Here is a 24,953-nt window from a genome sequence, read left to right as displayed (position 1 = left end):
GGACCCAAGGGGTCCGTCCTTCGGACCCCGACGTGCGAGAACGGTTCATAGGGATGGCGCGCCGGGACTGGGACGACGCAGACGACGAAGCCCCCGCGTCCGGCACGCGTGAGCTGGAGCGCGCGATGCAGGAGACGCGCACCGTCTACCGGCAGGCGGACGCGGCGTACGTCCCCTACTCCTGCCCCGCCAGCGGCGAGTGCTGCCAGTTGGCGACCACGAAGCGGCAGCCCTGGCTGTGGCGCCCGGAGTGGGAGGTGCTCTCCCGGGGCCGTGAACTCCCACCGCCCCGCACGGATGGGGGCTGTCCCTTCCTGGACGCGGCCGGCAAGCGCTGCACGGTGTACGCGGATCGGCCGTTCGGCTGTCGGACGTTCTTCTGTGAACGGATCCGCGGCCCGGCCCGGCAGCCCGCCGAGGACGTGACGCGCTTGTTGCTTCGGCTGGAGCGCATTTCGCAGCGGGTGATGCCGTCGCTCCAGGGCCCCCGGCCCCTCCTGGAATGGTATGCCGAGGCGCGTACCGCCCCGGCCCGGGAGGAACCGTGAAGACCCTGAAGCTGACGCGGCGGCGCGACGCCCACCGGTGTCCCGCCGTGTCCGCGAAGTCCCCTCCCTCCCTCATGCCCCTGCTGCGTCGCATGCGCACCGGAACGGTGGGGCCCTGCCCGTGATTCGTCCGCGCTGGCTCATCGCGCCCCAGGAGTTCAAGGGCACCCTGAGCGCCGCCGAGGCCTCGGCCGCCATGGCCGAAGGACTGCGGGAGGCGTCGCTCGACGTGGTGCTGGACGTGGCGCCGCTCGCGGACGGAGGTCCCGGCACCGTGGACGCGTTGCTCGCGGGTGGCCGCGGCGAGCGGCGGCTGCGCACCGTGCGGGGCCCGCTGGGCGCGCCGGTGGAGGCCGCGTGGGCGCGCCTGGAAGACGGCCGCACCGCGGTGGTGGAGATGGCGGCCGCGTCGGGACTCTCCCTGCTGCCGTCGGAGGGCCGGGATGCCCGCACCGCGTGCACGTATGGCGCGGGCGAGCTGATGCGCGCGGCCCTGGATGAGGGCTGTGAGCGCCTCATCGTCGGGCTGGGCGGCAGCGCGAGCACGGACGGGGGCAAGGGCGCGCTGGAGGCGCTGGGCTACCGCTTCCTGGACGCCCAGGGAGCCCCGCTGCCCCCCGGCGGCGCGGCCCTGGCGAGGCTCGCGCGCGTGGAGTCGGACGCGCGCCATCCCCGCCTGGGGCAGGTGGAGCTGCTGGTGGCCACGGATGTCATCACGCCGCTGCTGGGCGACGACGGCGCCGCGCGCCTCTTCGGCCCGCAGAAGGGCGCGTCGCCGGAGGTGGTGGAGGAGCTGGAGGCCGCGCTGGCCACGTTCGCGCGCGTCGCCGGGGAGCAGGCCGCGTCCATTCCCGGCGCGGGTGCGGCGGGGGGCATGGGCTACGGGCTGGCCGCGGTCCTGGGCGGGAAGCTGACGTCCGGCTACGTCCTGGTGTCCCGGGCGCTGGGGCTGGAGCGGCGCGTGCTGCTCGCGGACCTGGTGCTCACCGGCGAGGGCCGCTTTGATCGGCAGACATGGCTGGGCAAGGGCCCCGGCGCGCTCGCGCGGCTGGCGCGCGAGCACGGCACCCAGGTGGTGCTCTTCACCGGCAGCGTGCACGCCGACGCCGTGCTGGACCTGTCGCTGTTCCGCGAGGTGGTGGAGCTGAGCGCGCAGGCCCGCCCCGGCGCCAGCGCCCACGAAACCCTGCGCGAAGCGACGGCGCGCTGGGCCATGGGCCGGCTGGGCCGCTGAGAGGCGCTCCGCGCGGCTACGCCCCCACCGGATCCGTGGTGCGCACCACGCGCATCCCCGAGGCGCGGAAGCCCTCCAGCGCCTCCTTCGCGATGCGGGGGAAGTCCAGCGCCGCGGGCAGCGGCTCCAACGGGGGCGCGGGCACGGGGCTCATCGCGTCCTCCAGGATGTGGATGCGCGACAGCTTCGACGGGTCCGTGCGCTCCAGGTACTGCTGCAAGTCCCTCAGCGTGGACAGCACGCAGTGGGAGCTGGCCTGCCCGAAGACGTACACGCGATCAAACGTCAGCAGGTGGTCCATGAGGCCCTGGTTGAACTCGCCCACGCGCTGGCCGCCCACCTCCGTCACCTCCGGCGACATCACGGAGTAGTTCTCCGTCAGCGGGTGCTCGCCCTTCAGGTCGAACCGGGTGGGCGTGTCGCGCACGAGCGCGTGGAAGAGGCTGGCCTCGTACATGGCCGGCACCAGCGCGTGGCTCATTCCGCCCAGCAGCGAGTGGTACGGCCAGATGGTGAGCACGTACCGGCCGCTCGCCTCCAGTTGTTCGCAGTACGCCAGGCTCTCCCGGGGGTGGCGCGTGGGGCGCCAGCGGCCCTGCCGCACGTCCTGCGCGCTGATGACCGTCATGGGCGCGGGCGGACGGCCCTCCGCGTCCTTCCACCAGGCCGGGTGGAAGATTTGGAACACCCGGTGCGTGTCCAACGAGAACACCAGCTCCGTGATGTGCGCCAGGTTCGTGTACATCCACAACAGCGCACGCGAGGTGTCCTCCACCGCGCCGGGGACGAAGAGGCTCGCGCCCGGCAGGCAGAAGCCCACCTGCACGTCGATGCCGAACGCCGCCACGCGGAGGGGATCCTCGCGGGCCGGCCGCACGCGGTGCTCGGCGGCGTAGCGGTGGGCCTCCTCGGAGACCTCCGCCACGCGCTCCAGGTACAGCTCACCGACGCGGTGGATGTCGAGAAACCGGGGCAGCGGCAGAAACATGAGGTCCTCTCCAGACCGCCTGGAGCCGCCTGCCCCGCCCTTCCGGAGGCGTCAGCGGCCCTGCGGGAAGTGGCGCCGCGTGAGCGATTCCACCAGCGCCTGCGTGGTCGCAGTGTAGCCGATGCGCTGGTCCTCCGGCGCCACGCCCTCCACGCCCGCCAGCGACGGCGTCACGGCCTCCGACTCCATCAGCGGGAAGTAGCCCGGGGGCGTCGCCTCCCCCGCCTGTCCCACCAGCCCCAGGGGCCCTTCGCCCTTGCGGCGCCGGAAGATGACCGGCGTGCCGGGGACGCTCTGCTTGCCCTCCGCCAGCTCGTTGCCGAACTTCATCACCGGAGAGGCGCCCGAGCACGACAACTTGTAGACGGCCGCCACCCGGTCGCGCGTCAGCGCATGCGCCATGGTGCGCGCGACGATGTGGCCCCCGTAGCCGTAGAACTGCGCCGTCGGCTCCCAGCCCACCTGCCGGCGCAGCTCCTCGAACTCGCGCGTCATGCGCGCGTCCAGGCCGTCCTCCAGGATGAGCACCGGCTTGATGCCCATGTCCTTGGCGCGCGTCACCGCGTACAGGTACTGGAGCTTCTTGTCGCCGGAGTCGAACCGGATGGAGTCCCCGCCCTGCGGCTCCTCGGAGATGAGCTTGAACGCGGCGGGGATGCCCGACAGCAGCGTGTCGAAGGTGTCCAGCAGGTAGCTGGAGCGCTGCGGCCGGCGCTCGTGCATGGCGCGGAAGGCCGCGTCGTCGGAGCCGTAGCGCTGCACGTGCTCGTGGCCCATGGTGCCCACGGGGATCATCCCCAGCACGCGCGCGCCCTCCACGTTGCTCGTGCGCTGCACGCCTGCGTCCTGGCAGGCCTTGAGGGCCAGCGCGTGCTGCTCCAGGCAGGTGGCCGCGCGCAGGCCCACCTCGAAGATGCGGGACGGGTCCTCGACGATGTCCACCAGTTCCTTCACCTGCGCCCGCACGCGCCGCAGGTAGCCCTCCGTGTCCACCTGGATGGGCACCGCCTTCACGCCCACCTGGTCCAGCGTCTCCAGCGCGATGCGCTTCTCCTCCTCGCACGACACCGTCGTCAGCGCGCGCGCGAGCGCCTCGCGGTCCTGCAGCGCCTGGGTGGCCACCTGGATGCGGTAGTTGAGCTGGAGCAGCAGCGGTTCCAGCCAGGACACCAGCGCGGAGGGGCCCGTCACCGTGAGCAGGGGCTCGCGCGGCAGGAACAGCGCGCCCCTGGGCACGGCGCGCACGGTGAGGCGCTCCGTGCGCAGGATGGCGGCCTTGAAGCCCACGCCCATCTCGTAGTCGTGCTGCGCGAGGAAGGCGTAGTCCTCCGGCTGGGGCACGGGCAGCAGCTTGCGCACGTACGCCTCCAGGTCCAGCGGCATGACCTGGGGCCCGCCCTTGCGGTGCGAGTAGTAGAACGTCTCCTTCCGCAGCGGCCAGCCGGCCTCCGCCATGCTGAACTTGTAACCATCCGTGGCGAGCAGCGACTGGGGCATTGCGACAGGGCTCCTTGTTGACCCAAAGACTATGCGTTGCGCCGGCCCGTTACCTAATGCCGCGCGTCCGGAAGGATGCGGGGTGAAGAGGCTCGGGGGGCGAGCCACGGGTGACCTGTCACCCGCCTCTTCACGGACCGGACGAAGCCACACATCTGGCGGTACGCCCGACGCGACGGCTGCGGTTAAGCTGGTCCTGACCCACAACGAAGCCAAGGTGCCCATGCCCGCAGAGAACGAGACGCAGAAGGTCGAAGCGGTACTGCGCGAACATGCGCTGAGCTATCCCGGCGCCCACGAGGACTTTCCCTGGGGGCACCGCGCGATGAAGGTCAACGACAAGACCTTCCTCTTCATGACCGTGGAGGGCGAGAAGCTCAACCTCTCCGCCAAGCTTCCGGATTCGAAGGACGCCGCCCTCACGCTGCCCTTCACCGAGCCCACCGAGTACGGCCTGGGCAAGAGCGGCTGGGTGACGGCCCACTTCGGCGCGGCGTCGCAAGTGCCGGTGCCCGTCATCAAGGCGTGGATCGACGAGAGCTACCGCGCCATCGCCCCCAAGAAGCTCGTGAGCCAGCTGCCCGAGCGCGGCACCATGGTGCCCGGCCCCGCCGCGAAGCCCTCCAAGGCCTCCAGGGCGTCCGCCTCGCGCGGCGCCAGCCGCACCGCCCGCGCGGGCGCCGCCACGCGCAAGGCCGCCGCCCCCGTGAAGAAGGCCGCCAAGAAGGTCGTGGCCCGGGTGAAGTCCGCCGCCAAGAAGGCCGCCGCGCGGGTGAAGTCCGTGGCCAAGAAGGTCGCGAAGAAGGTGCCCGCCGCCGCCAAGAAGGCCGCCCCCGTCCGCAAGGCCGCGGCGCCGGCCCGGGGCAAGCGCACGCCCGCCGCGACGCCCAAGCGCGCGCGCCGCTCGTAGCCAGGAGGCACCGGGACCGCGCGGAAGCAGGGGCCCCAGGGCCACGCCCTTCCGCGCCTCCCGGACAGCGTGGGGCTACTTCGAGCCCTTGCCCGCGCCCCGGCCCGCGCCCTTCACCGCCAGGCCCTTGCCGGACGGCGCCTTGCCCGACAACACCTTGCCCGCTGGCGCCTTGCCCGACGACACCTTGCCCGCCGGCGCCTTGCGACGCGACGAAGCCGCGGGCGCGGCCCTCCGGGAAGGCTTCTCCACCACCGGCTCCGTGAAGAGCTTGTCGTAGTCGCGCATGCTGCGGCGGATGACCTCCAGGGCCTCCGAGCGGTCGTAGACCTCCGCGATCTCCACGCTGCGCTTTCCCTCACCGGGGATCTGCTTGTAGGTGAGGAAGTAGTGCTTGAGGCGGTCCAGCAGGGGGCGCGGCAGCTGCGCGATGTACTGGAGCTCGCCGTACACCAGGTCCGACTCCAGCACCGCGATGATCTTGTCGTCGGCCTCGTTGCCGTCGACCATCCGGAAGCCGCCGATGGGCACCGCGTGCACCAGCAGGTTGCCGTTGGAGACGACCTTCTCCGTCAGCACGCAGATGTCGATGGGGTCCCCGTCGCCGTGGATGTCCTTGTAGCCGGTGCGCTCCGCGCAGCGCTTCGCCACCTGGTCGCCGCAGTACGTCTGCGGGATGAACCCGTAGAGCGTGGGGCACTGGCTGCTGAAGCGCTGGGGACGGTCCACCTTGAGGATGCCGGACTCCTTGTCCAGCTCGTACTTCACCGCGTCCGTGGGGACGATCTCGATGTACGCGTTGACGACTTCAGGAGACTCCGGACCCGGCGAGATGCCGTGCCAGGGGTGGCTTTGGAACGTGGTCTGGTTCGACTTCTTCATGGCGTGTCTCCCGAGCGCTCTCGCGCTTCGGCATAGAGCCCGGCGACCGCTTCTTCCAGGCGTCGCGTGAGGGTGTCCCGGTCATCCAGCGTCAGTCCCTGCGTGGGCACGGGCCTGCCCACCACCAGCGCCACCCGCTGGCCCCACCGGACGGCCCGGCCTCCCTTGGGGAGGATGAGCCGCGTCCCGGAGAGCGCCATCGGGACGACGGGGACCTGCGCCTGGATGGCCAGCGTCGCGGCGCCCTTCTTGAAGGGCTTCAGCTCCCCGTCCGGGCTGCGCGTGCCCTCCGCGAAGAACAGCACGCTCACCCGCTCGCGCACGGCCGTCACCGCCTCCGACAGCCGCGCCTTGTCGCCCGCGCCGCCGGTGCGCTGCACGGGGATGTTGCCCGCCCGCCGCATGGCCCGGCCGAACACCGGAATCTTGAACAGCTCCGCCTTGGCCACGTAGCGCGTGTGCTTGCGGATGTGCGCGAAGTTCACCATCGCGTCGAAGTGCGACTGGTGGTTGCACACGAAGACGACGTTGCCGTCCTCCGGGATGTGCTCCAGGCCGTACGCCTCGTGTCGCACGCCCGCCGCCGCCAGCGAGGAGCGGCCCCAGGCGCGCAGCACCTGGTCCGCCGCCCGGGTGTCCACCCCGGACAGCACCGACACCGTCACCGACGCCACGCCCGTGAGTCCCACCGCGGCCGTGCCGGCGAACACCGTCTGGAGCACCTTGCGCATCAGACGAACCCGTGTGCGGGGAACAGGAGGACGTCCTCGATGCGCTGGACCCCGAGCAGCAGCATGAGGATACGGTCGAGCCCGACGGCGATGCCCGCCGCCGGAGGCATGCGCCCCACGGCCTCCAGGAAGCGCTCGTCCAGAGGATACACCGGGCGGCCCAGCCGCCGTCGCAGCTCCTGCTCCTCCACGAGCCGGGCGCGCTGCTCCGCCGCGTCCGTCAGCTCGGAGAAGCCGTTCGCCAGCTCCAGCCCCTTCGCGTACAGCTCCACCCGCTCCGCCACCGCGCCGTCGCCGGGCTTCAGCCGGGACAAGGCCGCCATGGAGGCCGGGTATTCGATGAGGAACGTGGGCCGCTCGTGCCCCAGCCCCGTCTCCACCTTCTGCAGGAACAGGTGGAAGAACACGTCGTCGAAGGACTCCGCGTCCCCGGTGCGCACGCCCGCGGCCTCCACCGCCCGCTTGAGCGACGCGCCGTCCGCGTGCTTCCGGATGTCCACGCCCGTGGCCCGCAGCACCGCGTCCCGCACCGTCACCCGCTCGTAGGGGGTGCGGGTGAAGAACGCCGGATCCGCGCCCGGGGCCTCCTCGCCCGCGGCCGCCGCGGCCGTCCCCGCCGCCACCAGCGCGCCCTCCAGGTCATCCATGATGGCGTGGTAGTCCGCGTGCGGCCGGTAGAACTCCAGCAGCGTGAACTCCGGGTTGTGCGTCTGGGACACCTCGCCGTTGCGGAACACCTTGCAGATCTGGAACAGCGGCCCGGCCCCTTGCGCGAGCAGGCGCTTCATCGCGTATTCGGGGCTGGTGTGCAGGTACAGGGTGCGGGCCCTGCCCAGGTCCGTTTCGGGGACGAAGGGGGCCTCGAAGGCGCTGATGTACGGCTCCATGCCGGGTGTGGGCACGAGCAGGGGTGTTTCGACTTCCAGGTATCCCTGGCCGGCGAAGAACTGACGCAGGGCGGAGTACAGGCCCTGGCGTCCCCGGGCCGCCCGCCATGGGTTTACGTTGGGCATCGGCGGGTCGGAAGTAACATGGGCGGCCTCATGTCCCCAAGGATTCCCGCCCTCTTCGCCGCCCTGTGTCTGCTGGGCGCCTGTCACAAGGCGCCACCCACGGGGCCGCTCCCCCCTCCCAGCGAGGAGCAGCAACTGACCGGTGAGGTGAACGCCCTGACCCAGGAGGCGGCCCTGCTCCTGGAGGAACAGCACCGGCTGGTGTGGGCCTTCTGGACCGAGGGCACGATGGCGGACATCGCCGCGACGTACTCGGGCAAGGAGGTCCTCTTCAGCATGGAGAACCTGCGCCGCATCGACCGGCTCCGGCACCTGACGAAGGACCCGCGCGAGCTGCGCGCCCTCACCGCGCTGCACGGCCACTTCGCCGGCGAAATCCTGGCGCGCGAGCTGGCCGAGTACAACGACGCGTCCGCCAACCTGGAGGCGTCGCTCAAGCTGAGCGTGGACGGGCGCGAGGTGCGCTACCGCGACATGGAGCGGCTGCTCGCCAACGAGAAGAGCGCCGCGAAGCGCAAGGCGCTCTACGCGTCCGCCACGCCCGCGCTCACGCGCCTCAACCAGACGCTGTACCGCAAGGCGGAGCGCACGGAGGAGCTGGTGAAGCAGATGGGCTTCGAGTCCTACGAGGCCTTCGGCAGCGAGCTGCGGCAGGCGGACCTGGAGCGGCTGGCCCAGCTGGCGGAGGAGGTGCTCCAGGCCACCCAGGAACCGTACCGGCTGGTGATGGAGCGGCTGAGCCAGCGCGAGCTGGGGCAGCCCTTCGCGCAGATCACCCGCGCGGACATCCCGCGCCTGTTCCGCTCGCGCGAGGTGGAGGACGCGTTCCCCAAGGGCGAGTCGCTCGCGAAGGCCCAGGCCACGGTGGCGGGGATGGGCATCGACCTGGCGGCGCTGCCCAACGTGAAGGTGGACGCGCGCGACCTGCCCCGCAAGAACCCGCGCCCCCTGGCGCTGGGGGTGCGCGTGCCGTCCGACGTGCGGCTGTCGTTCAAGCCCGGCACGGGCGTGCTGCACCAGGGCCGGGTGCTGCACGAGGTGGGGCACCTGCTGCACGTGGCCTTCACGCAGGAGCCCCGCTTCGAGCTGGCGCGGCTGGGCAACCCCACGGTGGGCCTGGCGTACTCGGCGCTCTTCGAGGACCTGCTGGAGGACCCCGTGTGGCTGGAGGAGCACGCCGCGGGCGTGCTGGGGGACAACGACAAGCGCGCCCCGTTCCTGGCGGCCTCCAGCGCGCACAAGCTGTACCTCATCCGCCACGCGGCGGGCCGGCTGCTCTACCAGATGGAACTGCACCGGCGCGTGGAGGTGGATCCGCGCGAGCTGTACCGCGCGCTGATGGCCCGCGCGGGCGCCATGCCCATGACGGAGGACGACGTGGAGCGCTACCTCGTGGAGCAGGAGGACTTCTACCAGTCCGCCGACAACTTCCGGGCCTGGTTCCTGGCGGGCCAGCTCCAGGGGCAGTTGAAGGCGCGCTTCGGCCCGGCGTGGTGGCACGCGCCGGAGGCGGGCGCCTTCCTGAAGGAGCTCTGGGCGAGGGGCACCGCGCCGTCCGCGCGCGAAATCACCGAGGCCATCGGGGAGAACGGGCTCGCGCCGGACGTGCTGCTGCTGCGGCTGAGCACCACGCTCCAGGTGCCCATGAAGCTGGACCTGCGCAGGCTGGACGACACGCCTTCGCCCCCGTCGCCAGCCGCGCCCGCGCCGCCCGCCGCGAAGCCTTCCGCGACGCCCAACGCGAAGCCGTCATCGACGTCCGCGTCGGTGCCGTCCGCCGCGTAGGCGCGCCAGCAAAAATCCAACGGTGCCGTCCGTGTCCGCACCGTGGCGCCCACCGTGCTGCACACCGGTGCCCTCCCCCCGGGGCTGGCACCGGACGCCACTTCCCGTCCCCGCCGGTAGCACGTAGGGTTCCGGGCCATGGTGTCCGTGAATCAGCTTCGTCCCTTCGCGGAGGCTTCGCTGGAGTCCTTCCGGGCCGCCTCCGGTTCCGTGGCCCTCATCCAGCAGCCCGTGGAGGCCGTCTTCCGCGACCCGACGCCCCACTTCATCGGCGCGCGCACGGTGGGCATGGCGCACCGCTCCCGCATGGCGGAGCGGCTGCTCGCGATGCTTCGCGACTTCGACAACCTGGAGGTGCACTTCCTCCAGCCGAACCAGGACGGCGAGGAGTTCACCGTGGGCCGCGCCGACGCGGACCTCGTCGTGCCGGAGCTCTCCGTGTCCCAGCACCACGCCACCCTGCGCTGGAACGCGGCCTCCGGGGACTTCTCCGTGCGCGACGCCCAGTCCATGAACGGCACCTTCATCAACGGCGCCCCCCTGGGCTTCAAGGCCCAGGTGATGCTCCACGACGGCGCCACGCTGGCCTTCGGCGACGTGCAGTTCCTCTACCTGCGCGCGGAGACGCTGCACGAGCACCTGCGCCTCGCCGCGCCCGGCAGGCCCTCCCCCTGAACGCGACGAAGGCCCCGCCTCCACCTGGGAGACAGGGCCCTCGGGTCCTACAAGCCGGAGCCCCCGACTACAGGAGCTTCATCAGCTCCGCGCGCTTGGCGGTGTACTCCTCATCGGAGAGCACGCCCGCGTCCTTCAGCTCCTTGATCTCCTTGAGCCGCTGCGCGGGGCTGCGCGTGTCGCCCGCGGGCGCCGCCGTCTCCGCCGGCTGCGGGGGCCGCTGCTGCTGCTGGTTGGAGAACGCCTGGGCCATGCCGAAGCCCATGCCCATCCCCATGCCCTGCAGCGCGCCGTCGGATCCACCGCCGCCCTTGGCCATGCCCTCGGAAGCGCCGAGCATCGCCTGGCCCTGCGCATACTGCTGGAAGCCGCCCGCCAGCCGCGAGTACGCCACGTCCTTGGACAGCTTCTTCAGCGTCGCCTCGTCCTCGGGCTTGATGCTGACGTGGAAGTTGCCCATCCGGACGATGGTGAGGCCGTAGCTGTCCACGTGCGGCTTCAGGCCGGCGAGGATCTCCACCTCCATCTCTTCCAGGTAGGCGCCGCTCGTCACGTCCAGCAGCGGCCACTTCTTCTTCACCAGCATTTCGGCGGTGCGGTCGCGCGTCACCTTGAGGACCTGGCCCTTGAACCAGCCCAGGAACTCCTCGTTGCTCGCGCGGCCCATGCCGACCAGGCCCACCACCAGCTTCTCCGGCTCCGTCACGCGGATGGAGAAGTCGCCGTACACCATGGTGCCGATGCCCAGGCCCGTCTCCGGGTCGCGCACGTCACCGATGGGGCCGCCGAACTTCACGCCCGTGTGCTCACGCGTGGAGACGAAGAAGATCTCCGCCATGAACATGTTGCCGCCGGTGAAGCCCTCAATCAGCTTCCCCAGGAACGGGATGTTGCTGGTGTCCAGCTGGTGACGGCCGGGCCCCAGCTTGCCCTCCACCTTGCCATCCTTGACGAACAGCGCCACCTCGTCGGCGTCGACGGTGAGCTGCGTCATCATCCGGACGTTCTTCTCCGGATACTTGTAGACGATCTCGCCCTTCGCTTCGTCCGACCGGGCGATGAAGTTCCGCTTCGCCTCGCCCTTGATGCTGTCGAAGATCCCCATGTGTGTTTCAGCGCCTCCGTGGCCGCCTGGGCGGCAGGTCTTCAAAGCTCCGTAACCCCATCCCCTAAATGCATGGCCACCGGCACGAAAGCGCTTCCGCTTTCGACCCGACGTCCCGCCCGGAACATAACAGCTTCACGAGCGCCTGCCCGTCTGGCGGCCCGCCGGGAGTCCAGTCCCCGACCCGCCAGAGCTTCAACCCCAGCGGCTGACCAGACGTTCCCGGTCCAGGACACGAATGCTGGCCACCAGCAGGACCAGGTCCAGCACCAGCACCACCCCCGCCTGGATGGCGTAGTACTTCAGGTCCGCCTTGAGCACGCCCGCCACCTGCCCGCCCACCAGCCCCACCAGGGGCAGCACGACCAGCGCGGAGAGCTGCTGGGCCATGCGCGCCTCGGACACCCTGGCGGAGATGAGCACCGCCACCCCGTTGCCGAAGAAGGCGAACAGCGGCGCGAACACGAACACGCCGAAGCCCCACAGCGCGTTGGGCATCAGGGGCCCCTGCACCAGCGGCCACGCGACGATGTCCACGCCCACGCAGAACACGGCGAAGGCGAACCACGTCATCAGGACCGCGGGCACCAGCGCCGCCAGGCTCTTGCCCGCCACCAGCTCCGCGGCCGACACCGGGGAGGCCAGCAGCGGCTCCAGCGTGCGGCGCTCCTTCTCCCCCGCGACGCTCTGGGACGCGATGAGGATGGGGATGAAGACGGGCATCACCAGGAACATGCCGAACCAGTCGGTGAGCGACTTGTCGATGAGGAAGCGCGCCGCGCTCGCGCCCAGGGGCAGCGTGGGGTCGTAGAAGAGCGCCACGGTGCGCAGGTCGGAGTGGTCCGGCTGCGACACGTACGTCCACACCACGCCGATGGGCACCGTCACCACCACCAGCGGCAGCACCGCCATGGACAAGAGCAGGCCCAGGTTCTTGCGCAGGTCCAGCGAGTCCTTCCAGAACACCGCCATCGCCCGTCGCGGCCGGAACGCCATGTTCACACCGCCTCGTCCTTGAGCAGGTCCAGGTACACCTCTTCCAGCGGCCGCTGCGACGGCACCACGCTGTGCACGCGCGCGCCCGCGCCCACCAGGCACGCCACCACGTCCGGCGCCTGGGACTCGTCCGCCACCATCACCCGCAGGCGCCCGCCCTCCAGCAGCACGTTGGGCGCGAAGGGCAGCCGGGACAGCGCGGGCAGGAAGGCCTCCGCGTCCCCCTCCACGCGCACGTCCAGCGCCTGTCCCGCGCGGCGCAGCTCCCGCACCGGCCCCAGCGCCAGCAGGCGCCTGCGCACCACGGCCACGCGCTCGCACAGCCGCTCCACCTCCGCCAGGTTGTGCGAGCACAGGACGATGGTGCGCCCCTCCGACGCCAGCTCCGCCACCGCGTCGCGCACGGTGCGCGCGGACTCCGGATCCAGGCCGCTCGTGGGTTCGTCCAGGAAGATGACGCGCGGGTCGTGCACCAGCGTGCGCACGATGGCCAGCTTCTGGCGCATGCCCTTGCTGAAGCCGCCGCACGGCTCGTTCTCCCGGCCGCCCAGCCCGAAGCGCTCCAGGTAGTGCAGGGCCCGGGGCCACGCGGTGGCCTCATCCACTTCGTGCAGCTTCATGAAGAAGCGCAGGTTCTCACGCGCGGTGAGCCTGTCGTACAGGCCGGGCTGTTCGGTGAGCAGGCCCACCACCTTGCGCAGCGCCTCACCGTCCCGCGCGACGCAGTGGCCCCACACCTCCGCCTGGCCTTCGGAGGGGCGCAGCAGGCCCGTCAGCATGCGCACCGTCGTCGTCTTGCCGGCGCCGTTGGGCCCCAGCAGGCCGAACACCTCCCCGGGCCGCACGTCGAAGGTGAGGCCCTCCACCGCGAGCCGCTCGCCGAAGCGCTTGGCGAGCCCCCGCACGCGGATGCCGCCCTCCGCGTGGGCCTCCACGGGTAGGACGGGAAGGGAGCGCGTCACTCGATGGTCACCAGGACGAACTTGTTGTTGATGTCCCGGTCGATGAGGGTGACGGTCTTGTCGGTGCCCACCGCGTTGCGCAGCAGGGAGACGCGGCTGTGCTCCACCAGCGCCCACTCGCGGCCCGGCCGCGCCGCGTACTGGCGCATGCGCGTGTTGGCGTCCCCGGAGCGGAACTGCTCCACCGTGTTGCGCGAGTAGAACGTCTCCCCGCGCCAGTTCATCATGTACGCGGCGATGGGCTCACCCGCCTGACGCTGGGCGTAGTAGCGCCAGAACAGGTCGCGCTGCGTCCAGTGGTGGGACAGGTCCACCCAGTGGTTCCAGTTGAACCAGAGCGCGAACACCGCGGCCAGGGCCCAGAACGTGCCGAACAGCATCACGCGCGAGCGCTGGAGCGCGGCCACCACCGCCAGCACGCCGGCCACGCCGAACGCGAAGCCCAGCGCGCCCTTCACGTTGATGGTGGCGGACAGGGCCTTGAAGAGCGAGTCCGAGGCCGCCGGGCCCCGGAAGCCGCGCACCGCCAGGACCACGCCCAGCAGCGCCAGCACGAACCCCACCGCCTGGAGCATCGTGCGCCCCGGCGCCTCCTCCGGCCGCGACGCCTGCCAGAAGACGAAGGCCGACAGCGCCACCAGCGCCAGGCCCCACAGGCCCAGCGCGGACACCTGCCCCTGCGTGGCCACCGCGGCCAGCGTGGCGGCGCCCGTGAGCAGCAGGCCCAGCGCCACCGCGCGCCCGGCGCCCGGGCGCTCCGCCTTGTCCTTGGAGGAGAACGCCTCGAAGGAGAGGTAGACGCCGAAGGCCAGCAGCACCAGCGTCACCAGGTCGCCCATCCACAGCGGGCGCGAGGAGAAGAACGCGATGGGCTTGGTGACCAGGTCCTGCGGATAGGGCCGGTCGTAGTTGTAGACGAACAGGTCGGTGAAGTCCTTGGGGTTCTCCGCCAGGTCCTTGCCCACCAGGATGAACAGCACCAGGCCGAAGATGAGGCTCACCGCGTGCCCGGAGACGCCGTCCCGCCACAGCCGGTCCACGAACAGCGCGATGAGGATGGCCAGGCCCGGCAGCACCGGGAACACGTAGTGGTGGAACTTCGTCGCGCTGGAGGCCAGCAGGTAGAACGCGAACGCCACCCAGATGACGGCGATGAGCGCCAGGTGGTCCGCCTTGTCGCGCGAGCGCAGCTTGAGCCGCGACACGACCGCGAACGCACCGGGCAGCAGCGCCACCCACGGGAAGATGGCGAAGCCGCCCTGTTCGATGAAGTAGGTGAACGACCCGCCCGGGGTGGTGGTGTGCACGCCCGCGGTGAGGCGGTTCAGGTGGTCGTGGACGAAGAAGCGGTACCAGAACAGCTTGCCCTCATCGTCCACTTTGTCGAACAGGCACAGCGTCAGGTACCAGGGCGCCGCCACCGCGAAGAACACGAGGATGCCCGTGCCCAGCTTCATCCGGTACATCTGCGCCCACAGGACGGGCATCGGCCGGGTGCCCGCGCGGACCTGCGCGCGCACGTCGCCGCTCGTGAGCCAGCGCAGGTGGGACTCCAGGCTCTCGCGGTCCCACGGGATGACGGCGGCCACCGCGTAGAGGATGAGGATGACCGCGGGCAGGCCCACGCCCAGCAGGCCCTTGGCCAGCGAGGCCAGCCCCGCGAAGACATAGAAGCCGTACCACCAGCCCGCGCGGTGCTTCGTCGTGTCGTCCAGCTGGCCGATGAGCGCGCACGCCATCGCGCACACGAAGGTGGTGACGAAGGGCGTGTCGGTGACGGTCTGCCGGGTGAGCAGGAAGTACAGCGGCATGGTGGCCAGCACGAAGCCCGTGGCCAGGCCCGCGCGCGTGTTCACCACCCGCGCCACGGCCAGGGACAGGAGCGACACGGCCGCGATGCTCAGCAGCGCGAAGGGCATGCGCATGCCCCACTCCGTGTAGAGGCCCATGCCGCCGTCGCCCCCAAGGGCGCCGACGATGTTCATCCCCAGCGCCTGCATCCACATGGTGAGGGGCGGCTTGGAGAAGAACCACGCGTTCTCCCAGAAGGGATAGACGTAGTCGCTGCGCTGGATCATCTCCCGGCCCACTTCGCCGTAGTGCGTCTCCCAGGGGTCCCACAGGCCGACCGCGCCCAGGTACGGCACGAAGAGCAGCGCCGCGAAGCCCGCGGTCGCCAGGACCACGCGCGCGCTGAGGGACAGGGCCAACCACTTCTTCGCCCATGCCGTCGTCAGGGTGTCCTCACCGAGGATGGCCTGGGTGAAGGTCTCTTCCCGCTGCGGGGTCTGTTCGCCGTCGCTTGCCACGCGCACGTGCTCCTTCGTCGTCCGGGACGGGCCCTCCGTGCACGGCACGGGGCCGGGGGGCTTATATCCCCCCCACCCCCGCCGGTCGACCGACCTGCGCGGGGGTGCGCCATTCTCGCGTCAGTCGCGGGGCCCGGGTGTGCAGGCGATGTGCAGGCGCCTGCACAGTCGGCCGGGGCGGGCCCGCGAAGAGCCCGTCCGTCCGCCCGGGCACGCGCCTTGTAGTGGCGGGAGCGCCGCAAGGTGCGACCCGCGCGGCCGGAGCGCGGGACCCTGCGAGGAGACGTGATGCTCGTTCCAGCGGTGACCCTGGGCTGTGCCCTCCTGTTCGGACAGGTGGAGCCTCCGGAGGCGGCGGTGCCGGCGGATGCGCCCGTGCGGGGAGCGGTGCTGGCGGCGCCGGTGCGGGAAGCGATGCCTGAGGAGCTGGCTCAAACGCCCGTGCGGGAAGAGACGCTGGGGGGGCCGGCTCAAACGCCCGTGCGGGATGCGAGGCCTGGGGCGCCGGCCCGCGATGAGGCCGCTCCGGACACCTGGGCCTTCCAGATGGCCGTGCCGCAGGCGGACTCCCCCCGCCAGCCCTCCGACGGCCTGGTGCTGTGCCTGAGGCTTCCCCCCACGCCCGCGGTCCCGTCGGGCGAGTGGCGCGCATCCTGCGACGAGGCGAAGAAGGAGTGTCTCGTCAGCCCCACGAGGGAGCTGGACTCGGGAGGACACGAAACCGGCCAGCGACTGGCCCGGGTGACCGGGTGCCATGACGTGCTGTCCACGGAGGTGGCCCGCGGCTACCGGCTGGTGCCCGCCATCGCGGAGGCCGCGCCGGGGTGGTACCGCGACGAGCGCGGTCGGGTGTTGCAGTACAACTTCGACCTGCACCGTCGGATCCGCGTGGGGGGCGCCTGGGCGCCGCGCTGGCTGCGCGAGGCGGAAGGCCGCGACCACCGCGTCCGGGTGGACTTCGGCGTGGACCTGGAGTGGCCCGGAGAGCCGGGGCAGCTCCACCGGATGACGCTCCTGGACACGGAGCTGTACCTGGGGGACGCCTCGTCGTTCGACGCCACGCTGCTGCGCTACGACTTCCGCAGCGAGCGGGAGGAGCCGCTCTTCCGGGTGACGACCTTCTACGGCAAGCCCCGTCGCTTCGACGTCTTCGCCAACCTGGGCTTCTGGATGGAGATGCTCCACGCCGAACAGGTCCGCCGGGAGGACGTGAAGGCGGACTTCCTGGCCCTGGGCTCCACGTACGTGACGCTGGACCTGTGGCATTCGCGCGACCTCGTCTCATACGTGCGCGTGCGCGCGGGACCGACGCTGGAGCGCGACCGGACGAACGGCTTCGCCACGCTGGTGCCCGGCGCGGCGCTGGAGGGGGACCTCACGCTGGACAAGAACGGCTTCCACCACCTGCGCTTCGGCGCGGAGGCGCAGAAGATCCTCCTCGCGGAGCGCGTGGAGGGACGGCCCCTCCGGCCGGAGCGACTGCGGCTGCGCGCGGGCTACGAGGTCATCGCCCTGGCCATCAACGACCAGCCCGTGAGCCTGACGCTGGATGGCCGGGGCACGTGGCGCGACGACCTGGCGAACGCGCCCGCCGGCTGGGAGTGGTCCGCGCAGGCGGGGCTGCGCTTCTCGCTGTGGGCTCCGGCGCGGCGCTCCGCCCCGGACTCGCATGACGGGAAGGGGTAGGCGCGATGGTCGCGCTCGCGCTCGCGCTGCTCCTGGGCACCCTGCCCGCCCCGTCCACGGCGTGTCAGGGCTGGACGGAGTCCGGGGAGACGTTCCCCACCTGCTTCGACCCCGGGACGGGGTGGGTGCTGGGCTCCGGGCTGCGCATGCAGGACGGGGACGCCGCCCTGCTCCTGCGCGCCGGCTTCCTCGTGCGGGTGGCGCGTTCGAGCGACAGCAAGGTCGATTCGAGCTGGTTCGATTCGCACCGCCTGCTCCTGACGGAGGCGTGGGGAGGCGCTCGCAGGGGGCTCTCCTTCACCGGCTACGAGGGCCTGCTGCGAAGGCACGTCGAGGAGGGCAACATCCTCGTCTCCCTCGGGCGCCCCACGCGCATCCCCTTCCCCTTCGACGTGGCCCTGTCCCTCCGCGCGGCCCACCTGGAGCGGCGCGGCTGGGAAGGGCCGGGCTGGACGCTGGAGACGGGCCGCGTGGGCCTGCTGTTGGACCCCGTGCGCACGAACACCGAATGGGGCTGGCTGGCCGTGGGACCCGCCGCGAGCCACGCCCTGCGCCACGGGCGGGACGGCACCACGCACGAGCTGTCGCCCTTCACGTCGCTGCTGCTCGACACGGGCTGGGAGACGCGGGACGGACGGTGGGCGCTGCGCGTGACGGGGCTCGCGGGCTGGAGCTTCGACTTCGACGGAGGCTCCCACTTCCGGGCGCGGGGCGACGTCGCGGTGGAGCATGTGCTCCTCGCGGTCAACGACGCGCCGGTGTCCCTGCGCCTCGCGGCCACCGGGGTGCTCGGTGACGCGGGGCTCGCCCGGCGCGACGAGGCGATGCTGGGCGCCGGGCTGGTGGTGCGCCCCTTCGGCTGGCGCTGATGCGGGCGTCTCCGGGGTACAGCGGGCACAGCACAGCTGTGCACGGCCGGGACCGCATGCCCGCGCCTACGGCCCGGGGGTTTCGAGCGCCGCCTTCAGCGCACCCTCGGCCGCGCGCAGCCGGGCATCGCGAGGATCCAGACGGCGGGCCTCCTCCAGGCGCAGCAGGGCCCGCGCCGTATCCCCCCGCGCCAGTTCGCACCGCACGCCCGCCTCCATCGCCCCCGTGTCGGATGGGCCGTACACCCGCGCCTCCGCCGCGGCGTGGCAGCCCTCCTCCACCTGACCGGACTCGAAGTAGGCCCGGGCCAGCTCCACCCGCGTGTCGACGTGGGCCGGCGCCAGCCGCACCGCGGAGACGAGCGGCTCCACCGCGTCCGCCGGCAGCCCCCACCGCCGCAGCGCCTGCCCCAGGTCGCGCAGCGGCCCCGCGACGCCCGGCACCAGCAACGCCCGGGCCCGGGCGACCCGCAGCCCCGAGGGCTCCTCGAAGCGCACGTCCGCCATCATCCGCCCCACCACCTGCGCGTAGGCCGGATAGGCCCTCGGCCAGGTGAAGACGAGCCGGTACACCCACTCCCCCCGGGGCACGAACCACGCCACCAGGTGCGTGGGCCCGCCGGCGCCGTCCAGCTCCGCGCGGATCCGCTGCGCGGGCCGGCCGCCCAGGGACGCGGGCTCCAGGGCGCCCACGGACACCGTGCGCCCCTCCGGCCCCGCGAGGCCCGGCACCAGCACTTCGTCCCGGAAGTACCGCGCCTGCGCCGAGCCATCCCCGGGCTCGCCCGTCTCGATGGCCTCCGCCGCGAGCGTGGCCCGCCCCCGCCCCGGCAGCCCGTTGGAGAAGGCCCGCCGGCCCTGCCCATCGTCCTCCCGCCGCCAGCCCTCCGGGAGCGTCACCGCCAGTCCAAAGCCATCATCGCGCTCCACCCGCCACCCGGAGCGCTCCGCCACCACCCCCGCCGCCACCACCCCCGCCAGCGCCACCACCCCCGCCGCGCGCGCCACGCCCGGGACGCCCGCTCCGGGCCCCCACGTCCGGGACCGCAGGAGGACGCCCACGAGGAGCCCCGCCAGCAGGCCGCCCAGGTGCCCCGCGTTGTCCACGCCCGCGCTCGTCCACCCGAGCCACAGGAAGACGAGCACCGTGGGCACGGCGCTCTCCCCGGAGAACCACCGGAAGCGCGCCGCTGGGCCCGCCCGCGAGCGCCGCCCCAGCACGAGCAGCGCGCCCACGCAGCCGAACACCAGCCCCGAGGCGCCCACGCTCACCGCCGGGGACCACCACAGCGAGCCCGCCATCGTCGCCAGGCCCGCCACCGCGAGCAGCGCCAGGTAGTCCCACCAGCGGCACGCCCGCTCCACCGCCGAGCCCACCACGGCGAACACCAGCAGGTTGAGCCCCAGGTGCGGCCCGTCCCGGTGCAGGAGGTTGGCCGCCAGGAGCCGCCAGCCCTCCCCCACGTCCGTCACCAGGGGGCCCGTCTTGGCTCCCCATCGCACGAGCGCATCCACTCCGGGGGGGCCACCGGGCGCCAGGACCGCGTACAGAATGGCCTGTGCCGCTACCAGTGCTACCGTGAGCCAAGGTAGCCTCGACTCCCCACCCTTTCCGGCCAATCGACCGATGGACAACACTGCCTCCCTGACCCTGGGATGGGCAAAAAACCCTGTTGTTCCCGGGGGATACATGGCTTGTCTCGGCAAAGGGCATTCTGCTATAGCTGTACTCGGACCGGACCCGTGCTGAAGCTCATCATCGAAGACGACGAGGGGCGCAAGACCGTTGTTCCCTTCGTGCGCGACGAAATCACCATTGGCCGTCAGGAGGGCAACACGATCCGCCTGACCGAGCGCAACGTGTCACGTCGACACGCCAGGCTCGTGCGCCTCAATGGCCACGTCGTGCTCGAAGACCTGGGGAGCTACAACGGCACCCGGATCAACGGAGAGCGCGTCGCAGGCCAGCTCCCTCTCAAGGAGGGCGACCTCATCCAGATCGGCGACTACGATCTGGCGCTGCAGGTCGAAGGCGCGGCCGCCACCGCCGCCCCTACTGGCGCCATCACCGCCAAGGTGCCTGCCTCCCGCCGGGCCGAGCCCGACGACGAGGACGACGCCCCGGCGCCCGCCGCGTCGCGAGACGAAGAGGAGGAGGACGAGGACGACGCCGAGGATGGCGACGAACACGACCACACGCCTCCTTCCGCGGAGATGCGGCGCAACGCCACCTCCATCATCCGCATGGATCAGATGGAGGCGGACCGCCCCCGCAAGGTGGAGCGCGTCCCGGAGGACGAACAGCCTCGGCTGCTGGTGCTCGCCCCCAACGAGTTCAAGGGGCAGGAGTACGACTGCAACCGCACGGAGCTGCGCATCGGTCGCACGTCGGAGAACGACGTCGCGCTGGACCACCGCTCGCTGTCCCGCACGCACGCGAAGATCGTGCGCGAGGAGACCGGGGAGTGGCGGGTCATCGACATGCAGTCCGCCAACGGGATGATGGTCAACGGCGAGAGCTACGCCCAGGCCACCCTGTCCCACGGCGACATCATCGAGATGGGCCACGTGAAGCTGCGCTTCGTGGGCCCGGGCACGCTGGCGGAGGACATCGCCGCGCAGAACCGCTCCGGCTCGAAGAAGATGCTGCTGGCCGCGGGCATCGCGTTCGTGTCCATCGCCGCGGGCGCCGCGCTCTTCATCGCGAAGGGTGACGACTGGCTGGGCAACCCGCAGCAGCAGCCGCCGCCGGCCGTGGTCACCGACAACACGCCGACGCCGGAGACGCCGAAGCCGCCCGACAGCGCGCCCCCGACGCAGCCGGACGCCGTGGTCGCGGCGCCCGATAAGCCGTCGGTTCCGGCGAAGACGCCCGAAACCCCGAAGGCGCCCGCCGCGCCGCCGGTGACCCGGGATGACTTCTACGCGGCCCTCGAGTCAGGCAACCTCGATAACGCCAGCGTCATCCTGAAGGGCCTGCGCGAGACCACCCCGAAGGGACAGTCCGCCAAGGCCCTGGACGAGTTGGACACCGTGCTCAAGCGGGAGATCGCCGCCGACAAGGGCCTTACCGAGACCGAGACCGCCCTGAACGCGGGCAAAGATGCTGAGGCCATCAGCGCCTTCGCGAAGGTCTCCAAGGACACGCGCTTCACCAGCCGCTACAGCCAGTTGGGCGCCCGGGTGGACGAAGCGAAGAAGGCCGCCGCGAAAGAAGTGCCTTCGGGTGCAGAGGGTGCGCCCCCGTCCGAGAAGACGACGGCGGCCGACGCGAAGTTCAAGGAAGTCCACAGGGATGCCTGGGCCCTGGTCAAGGAGCGCAAGTACGAGCAGGCGCTCAAGGTGGCCCAGGAATGCACCGCAATTGCCGCCAACAATCCCGAGTGCGCGCTGATGCTGGGCTACCTTTATGCCAAGGCCAACAACTTCAAAGAGAGCCAGACCTACTACGAGCGGTTCCTCGTCCTCGCACCCGAGGATCACAAGAATCGGGCGCGGGTGATCGAAATCCTGAGCAGCACCAGCACGCGGGCCAATTCAGGAACGGCCCCGCCGCCGGATTCCAGTGCCGTGAAGACTGGCCAGTAACTCCCCCCCGCAGCACTTCCCTCAACCTTGCAGCGAGGAGACGCTGTGCAGATTCGCATCCTGGTAGTTGATGACGAGCAGGACAACTGCGACTACCTCAAGCTGGTGCTGACCCGCGAGGGCTACGAGGTGGTCACCACCACCGACCCCACCCAGACGGTGGACATCCTCCGGGGCTCTGACTTCCACCTCGTCATCCTCGACATGATGATGCCGCAGATGTCGGGCACCGAAGTGCTGGAGCTCATCCGCAAGTACGACACGGACATCGCGGTCATCGTCGCCACCGCCTACCCCACGGTGGACACGGCGGTCGCCTCGCTCAAGGCGCAGGCGTCCGACTACGTGAAGAAGCCCATGGAGCCGGAGCAGTTCACGGCCGCCGTGCGCAACGCGCTCCAGAAGAAGGGTCTGTCGCAGGACCCGGAGGCGGACCTTCACCGCGCCATTGGCCGCACCATCCGCGACGCCCGCAAGACGCAGGAGCTCACGCTCAAGCAGCTTGCCCGCCGCACCGGCCTGTCCGTGTCCCTGCTGTCGCAGATTGAGCGCGCGGAGTCCTCCGCGTCCATCTCGTCGCTCTACAAGATCGCCTCCGCGCTCCAGTTGCGCATGGGCGAGCTGTTCGGCGACACCTAGCGCCCGTTGAACAGGGGCGCGCGCTTCTCCAAGAAGGCCGCGCGCCCCTCCTTCGCATCCTCGCTGCCAAACGCCTCGCCGCGCACCTGGCGCAGCCGCGCGACGTCCTCCGGTGACAGGCCGGAGCGCGCCAGCAGCCCGAACGCCTCCTTCATCCCCGACACCGCCCTCGGAGCGTGCGCCGCCAGCGTCGCGCACAGCGCCAGCGCATGCGCCTCCGCGTCCTCCGGACACGCGTCCAGGAGCCCCCACGCCAGGGCCTCCGCCGCCGGCAGCCGCCGCGCGGTGAGGAACAGCTGCTTGGCCCGTGAAAGCCCCACCAGCCGCACCGCGCGCGCCAGCCCCTCCGGCGAGTACACGATGCCCAGCCGGGCGGGAGGCATGAGGAAGAAGGCGTCCTGGGCGCCCACGCGGAAGTCGCAGGAGGCCGCCAGGTCGAAGCCCGCCCCCACCGCGCCGCCCTGCACCAGCGCCACCGACGGCACCGGGTGCCGCTCCAGCTTCAGCAGGCACGCCACCAGCGGGTCATCCGGCAGCCGGCCGTCCGCGCCCGGCGGGCCCAGGTGCGTCAAATCGTAGCCCGCGCAGAAGTGCCCTCCCTGCCCGCGCACCAGCAGCACGCGGACGTGGGGGGCCGGCTCCAGCGCCGCGTCCAGGCGGGCCAGCAGCGCGTCGTTGAGGGCATTGCGCCGCGAGGGGTTGGAGACGGTGAGCACCCGGACGCCGCCCTCGCGGTCCTCCACTTCCAGCGTGGGCTCCATCGCCGTCTCCTGGGATTGGTGCCCGGACTACTCGAGCACCACGAGGACGTCGCCCTCGTTGACCGGCTGCGCTTCCTTGCAGCGGATCTCCTTCACCGTGCCGCCCTCCTCGGTCTCCACCGGCATCTCCATCTTCATCGACTCGAGGATGACGAGCGTGGTGCCGGGCTCCACCTTGTCGCCGACCTTCACCTCGATCTTCCACACCGTTCCCGTGATGTGCGCCGCAACGTCCGCCATGAACCAGTCCCTCCTCGGGTGTGAAAAACGAAGCGCGACCTGCCGCGCTCCCTACGGCTTCGCGTGATGATCCAGGAAGTGCGTGTCCAGCTCACCGGCGCTGAAGGCAGGGTCCTTCAGGATGCGCAGGTGCAGCGGGATGTTCGTCTTGATGCCCTCGATGCGGAAGTCCTCCAGCGCCTTCACCGCGCGGGCAATCGCCTCGTCGCGCGTGGCGCCGGTGATGATGAGCTTCGCGATCATCGGGTCGTAGTTCGGCGTCACCACGTCGCCCTCGGCATAGCCGGAGTCCAGGCGCACGCCCTCGCCCGCGGGCGGCTGGTACACCTTCAGCGGGCCGGGGGACGGGAAGTACTTCACCGGGTCCTCCGCGTAGATGCGGAACTCCAGCGCGGCGCCCCGGCGCTTCACGTCCTCCTGCTTCACCGTCAGGTGCTCGCCCGCCGCGATGCGCAGCTGCCAGCCGATGAGGTCCAGGCCCGTGGTCAGCTCCGTCACCGGGTGCTCCACCTGGAGCCGGGCGTTCATCTCGATGAAGTACACCTGCCCGTCCGAGTACAGGAACTCCACCGTGCCCGCGTTCGCGTAGCCGAACGCCTTCGCCGCGGTGACGGCCGCCGTGAAGAGCTGCTCCGACAGCGCTGGGTTCTTCCCGTTGGCGAACAGCACCGACGGGGCCTCCTCCACCACCTTCTGGTGCCGGCGCTGGATGGAGCACTCGCGCTCCAGGCCGTGGATGAGGTGCCCGTGGGTGTCCCCAAGAATCTGGACCTCGATGTGGCGGGGCGCGGGGAAGTAGCGCTCCAGGTACACGCCCTCGCGGCCGAAGGCGGCCTTCGCGCGGTCCGTGCACTGCCGGTACACCTTCTCCAGCTCCGCGGGGTTGTTCGCCGCCGCCATGCCGATGCCGCCACCGCCGCTGGCGGCCTTGCACAGCACCGGGTAGCCGATGCGCTCCGCGGCCTCCAGGGCGCTCTGCACGTCCGGCAACACGCCGTCGCTGCCCGGCACCACCGGCACGCCCGCGGCGGACACCAGCTTGCGCGCCTGGCTCTTGTCCTTCATCCGCGCCATGGCCTCCGGCGGCGGCCCCACGAACACCAGGCCCGCGTCCTTGCATGCCTGCGCGAACTCGCCGTTCTCCGACAGGAAGCCGTAGCCCGGGTGCACGGCCTGCGCGCCCGTCTTCTTCGCCGCCTCCAGGATGGCGGGGATGCTCAGGTAGCTGTCCTTCGCGGGCGCGGGACCGATGCGCACCGCTTCGTCCGCTTCCTTCACGAAGGGCAGCGTCGCGTCCGCGTCCGAGTGCACGGCGACCGTACGGACGCCCATTCCCCGGGCCACCGTCCCGATGCGGCGCGCGATTTCACCCCGGTTGGCGATGAGCAGCTTCTGGAACATGGCGGAAACCCCGGCGTTGCGAAGGGCGGCCAAACTAACCCCCACCCCCCTGCCTGACAAGCGCTCGGGCAGTCGCGCAACAGGTCCGTACAGTCCAGTAAATTTGCGGGCCTGCGGACCCCTGGCGTACCTTG

23 protein-coding genes are annotated in these 24,953 nt (G+C 71.4%); 10 read left to right on the top strand and 13 right to left on the bottom strand.

Going from position 1 to position 24,953, the window contains the following annotated elements:
• Window positions 1-53: 53 nt before the first annotated feature.
• Genes OV207_RS30540 through OV207_RS30530 form a run of 3 tightly spaced genes read left to right on the top strand, consistent with a single transcriptional unit; the run spans window position 54 to window position 1,782 of the window.
• On the top strand, window positions 54-548 hold the full coding sequence (locus tag OV207_RS30540) for a YkgJ family cysteine cluster protein (RefSeq protein WP_267558545.1): 495 nt from the start codon (window positions 54-56) through the stop codon (window positions 546-548).
• Complete coding sequence (locus tag OV207_RS30535; RefSeq protein WP_267558544.1) at window positions 545-673, top strand: hypothetical protein; 129 nt, start codon at window positions 545-547, stop codon at window positions 671-673. Before OV207_RS30540 ends, OV207_RS30535 begins: the two co-directional genes overlap by 4 nt.
• Window positions 670-1,782, top strand: coding sequence for a glycerate kinase (locus OV207_RS30530; RefSeq protein ID WP_267558543.1), 1,113 nt, complete (start codon window positions 670-672; stop codon window positions 1,780-1,782). Before OV207_RS30535 ends, OV207_RS30530 begins: the two co-directional genes overlap by 4 nt.
• 16 nt (window positions 1,783-1,798) lie before the next feature.
• Here OV207_RS30530 and OV207_RS30525 read toward each other — a convergent pair whose 3' ends face one another.
• On the bottom strand, window positions 1,799-2,770 hold the full coding sequence (locus OV207_RS30525; protein ID WP_267558542.1) for a nicotinamidase: 972 nt from the start codon (window positions 2,768-2,770) through the stop codon (window positions 1,799-1,801).
• A gap of 51 nt (window positions 2,771-2,821) precedes the next feature.
• The gene (locus OV207_RS30520) at window positions 2,822-4,267 is read right to left on the bottom strand and encodes a nicotinate phosphoribosyltransferase (protein WP_267558541.1); all 1,446 of its coding nucleotides are present in this window, start codon (window positions 4,265-4,267) and stop codon (window positions 2,822-2,824) included.
• Window positions 4,268-4,490: 223 nt separating this feature from the next.
• Between OV207_RS30520 and OV207_RS30515 the strand changes: the two genes are divergently transcribed.
• A complete protein-coding gene (locus tag OV207_RS30515; protein WP_193349482.1) occupies window positions 4,491-5,177 on the top strand; it encodes an MmcQ/YjbR family DNA-binding protein in 687 nt (228 codons plus the stop codon).
• A gap of 75 nt (window positions 5,178-5,252) precedes the next feature.
• Here the strand turns inward: OV207_RS30515 and OV207_RS30510 are convergent, their stop codons facing one another.
• The 3 genes from OV207_RS30510 to epmA are packed head-to-tail and all read right to left on the bottom strand — an operon-like array spanning window position 5,253 to window position 7,803.
• Complete coding sequence (locus tag OV207_RS30510) at window positions 5,253-6,059, bottom strand: inorganic pyrophosphatase (protein WP_267558540.1); 807 nt, start codon at window positions 6,057-6,059, stop codon at window positions 5,253-5,255.
• The gene (locus OV207_RS30505) at window positions 6,056-6,790 is read right to left on the bottom strand and encodes a lysophospholipid acyltransferase family protein (protein WP_227027342.1); all 735 of its coding nucleotides are present in this window, start codon (window positions 6,788-6,790) and stop codon (window positions 6,056-6,058) included. The genes OV207_RS30510 and OV207_RS30505 overlap by 4 nt, the downstream gene beginning before the upstream one ends.
• Window positions 6,790-7,803, bottom strand: a complete 1,014-nt coding sequence (epmA, locus tag OV207_RS30500; RefSeq protein WP_267558539.1) for an EF-P lysine aminoacylase EpmA — start codon at window positions 7,801-7,803, stop codon at window positions 6,790-6,792. The genes OV207_RS30505 and epmA overlap by 1 nt, the downstream gene beginning before the upstream one ends.
• A 30-nt stretch (window positions 7,804-7,833) precedes the next feature.
• Here epmA and OV207_RS30495 point away from each other — a divergent pair, with 30 nt between their 5' ends.
• Window positions 7,834-9,588 carry a chromosome segregation protein SMC gene (locus tag OV207_RS30495; protein ID WP_267558538.1) on the top strand — a complete coding sequence of 585 codons (1,755 nt, stop codon included), beginning with the start codon at window positions 7,834-7,836 and terminating at the stop codon, window positions 9,586-9,588.
• Window positions 9,589-9,726: 138 nt separating this feature from the next.
• Window positions 9,727-10,263, top strand: coding sequence for an FHA domain-containing protein (locus OV207_RS30490; RefSeq protein ID WP_193349478.1), 537 nt, complete (start codon window positions 9,727-9,729; stop codon window positions 10,261-10,263).
• 67 nt (window positions 10,264-10,330) lie between these two features.
• Here OV207_RS30490 and OV207_RS30485 read toward each other — a convergent pair whose 3' ends face one another.
• From OV207_RS30485 to OV207_RS30470, 4 genes are all read right to left on the bottom strand, one after another.
• Window positions 10,331-11,368 (bottom strand): SPFH domain-containing protein, encoded by a 1,038-nt coding sequence (locus OV207_RS30485; protein ID WP_193349477.1) that lies wholly within the window; start codon window positions 11,366-11,368, stop codon window positions 10,331-10,333.
• 195 nt (window positions 11,369-11,563) lie between these two features.
• Complete coding sequence (locus OV207_RS30480) at window positions 11,564-12,364, bottom strand: ABC transporter permease subunit (RefSeq protein WP_193349476.1); 801 nt, start codon at window positions 12,362-12,364, stop codon at window positions 11,564-11,566.
• A gap of 2 nt (window positions 12,365-12,366) precedes the next feature.
• Complete coding sequence (locus OV207_RS30475; RefSeq protein WP_267558537.1) at window positions 12,367-13,326, bottom strand: ABC transporter ATP-binding protein; 960 nt, start codon at window positions 13,324-13,326, stop codon at window positions 12,367-12,369.
• Complete coding sequence (locus OV207_RS30470) at window positions 13,323-15,635, bottom strand: ArnT family glycosyltransferase (RefSeq protein ID WP_267558536.1); 2,313 nt, start codon at window positions 15,633-15,635, stop codon at window positions 13,323-13,325. Before OV207_RS30470 ends, OV207_RS30475 begins: the two co-directional genes overlap by 4 nt.
• 288 nt (window positions 15,636-15,923) lie before the next feature.
• Here OV207_RS30470 and OV207_RS30465 point away from each other — a divergent pair, with 288 nt between their 5' ends.
• Together OV207_RS30465 and OV207_RS30460 are read left to right on the top strand one after the other, a co-directional pair.
• Complete coding sequence (locus tag OV207_RS30465; RefSeq protein ID WP_267558737.1) at window positions 15,924-17,321, top strand: hypothetical protein; 1,398 nt, start codon at window positions 15,924-15,926, stop codon at window positions 17,319-17,321.
• 5 nt (window positions 17,322-17,326) lie between these two features.
• Complete coding sequence (locus OV207_RS30460; RefSeq protein WP_267558535.1) at window positions 17,327-18,190, top strand: hypothetical protein; 864 nt, start codon at window positions 17,327-17,329, stop codon at window positions 18,188-18,190.
• A 66-nt stretch (window positions 18,191-18,256) separates the two neighbouring features.
• Here OV207_RS30460 and OV207_RS30455 read toward each other — a convergent pair whose 3' ends face one another.
• Complete coding sequence (locus OV207_RS30455) at window positions 18,257-19,693, bottom strand: rhomboid family intramembrane serine protease (protein WP_324291578.1); 1,437 nt, start codon at window positions 19,691-19,693, stop codon at window positions 18,257-18,259.
• Window positions 19,694-19,933: 240 nt separating this feature from the next.
• Between OV207_RS30455 and OV207_RS30450 the strand changes: the two genes are divergently transcribed.
• Both OV207_RS30450 and OV207_RS30445 read left to right on the top strand, forming a co-directional pair.
• Window positions 19,934-21,778: an FHA domain-containing protein gene (locus OV207_RS30450; protein ID WP_267558533.1), complete on the top strand. Its 1,845-nt coding sequence runs from the start codon at window positions 19,934-19,936 to the stop codon at window positions 21,776-21,778.
• Between the two features lie 45 nt (window positions 21,779-21,823).
• Window positions 21,824-22,417: a response regulator gene (locus OV207_RS30445; protein ID WP_014398871.1), complete on the top strand. Its 594-nt coding sequence runs from the start codon at window positions 21,824-21,826 to the stop codon at window positions 22,415-22,417.
• Here OV207_RS30445 and OV207_RS30440 read toward each other — a convergent pair.
• The 3 genes from OV207_RS30440 to OV207_RS30430 are packed head-to-tail and all read right to left on the bottom strand — an operon-like array spanning window position 22,414 to window position 24,819.
• Window positions 22,414-23,178, bottom strand: a complete 765-nt coding sequence (locus tag OV207_RS30440) for an enoyl-CoA hydratase/isomerase family protein (RefSeq protein WP_267558531.1) — start codon at window positions 23,176-23,178, stop codon at window positions 22,414-22,416. The two genes, OV207_RS30445 and OV207_RS30440, sit on opposite strands and share 4 nt — an antisense overlap.
• A gap of 27 nt (window positions 23,179-23,205) precedes the next feature.
• Window positions 23,206-23,418 carry a biotin/lipoyl-binding carrier protein gene (locus tag OV207_RS30435; RefSeq protein ID WP_193349471.1) on the bottom strand — a complete coding sequence of 71 codons (213 nt, stop codon included), beginning with the start codon at window positions 23,416-23,418 and terminating at the stop codon, window positions 23,206-23,208.
• Window positions 23,419-23,469: 51 nt separating this feature from the next.
• The gene (locus tag OV207_RS30430) at window positions 23,470-24,819 is read right to left on the bottom strand and encodes an acetyl-CoA carboxylase biotin carboxylase subunit (RefSeq protein ID WP_267558530.1); all 1,350 of its coding nucleotides are present in this window, start codon (window positions 24,817-24,819) and stop codon (window positions 23,470-23,472) included.
• Between the last annotated feature and the right edge of the window lie 134 nt (window positions 24,820-24,953).

The sequence above is a fragment of the Corallococcus sp. BB11-1 genome (assembly GCF_026626625.1).
Taxonomy (GTDB): Bacteria; Myxococcota; Myxococcia; order Myxococcales; family Myxococcaceae; genus Corallococcus; species Corallococcus soli.
Note: the sequence above shows the minus strand (reverse complement) of the source record. Positions and strands in the feature narration are given on the sequence as shown.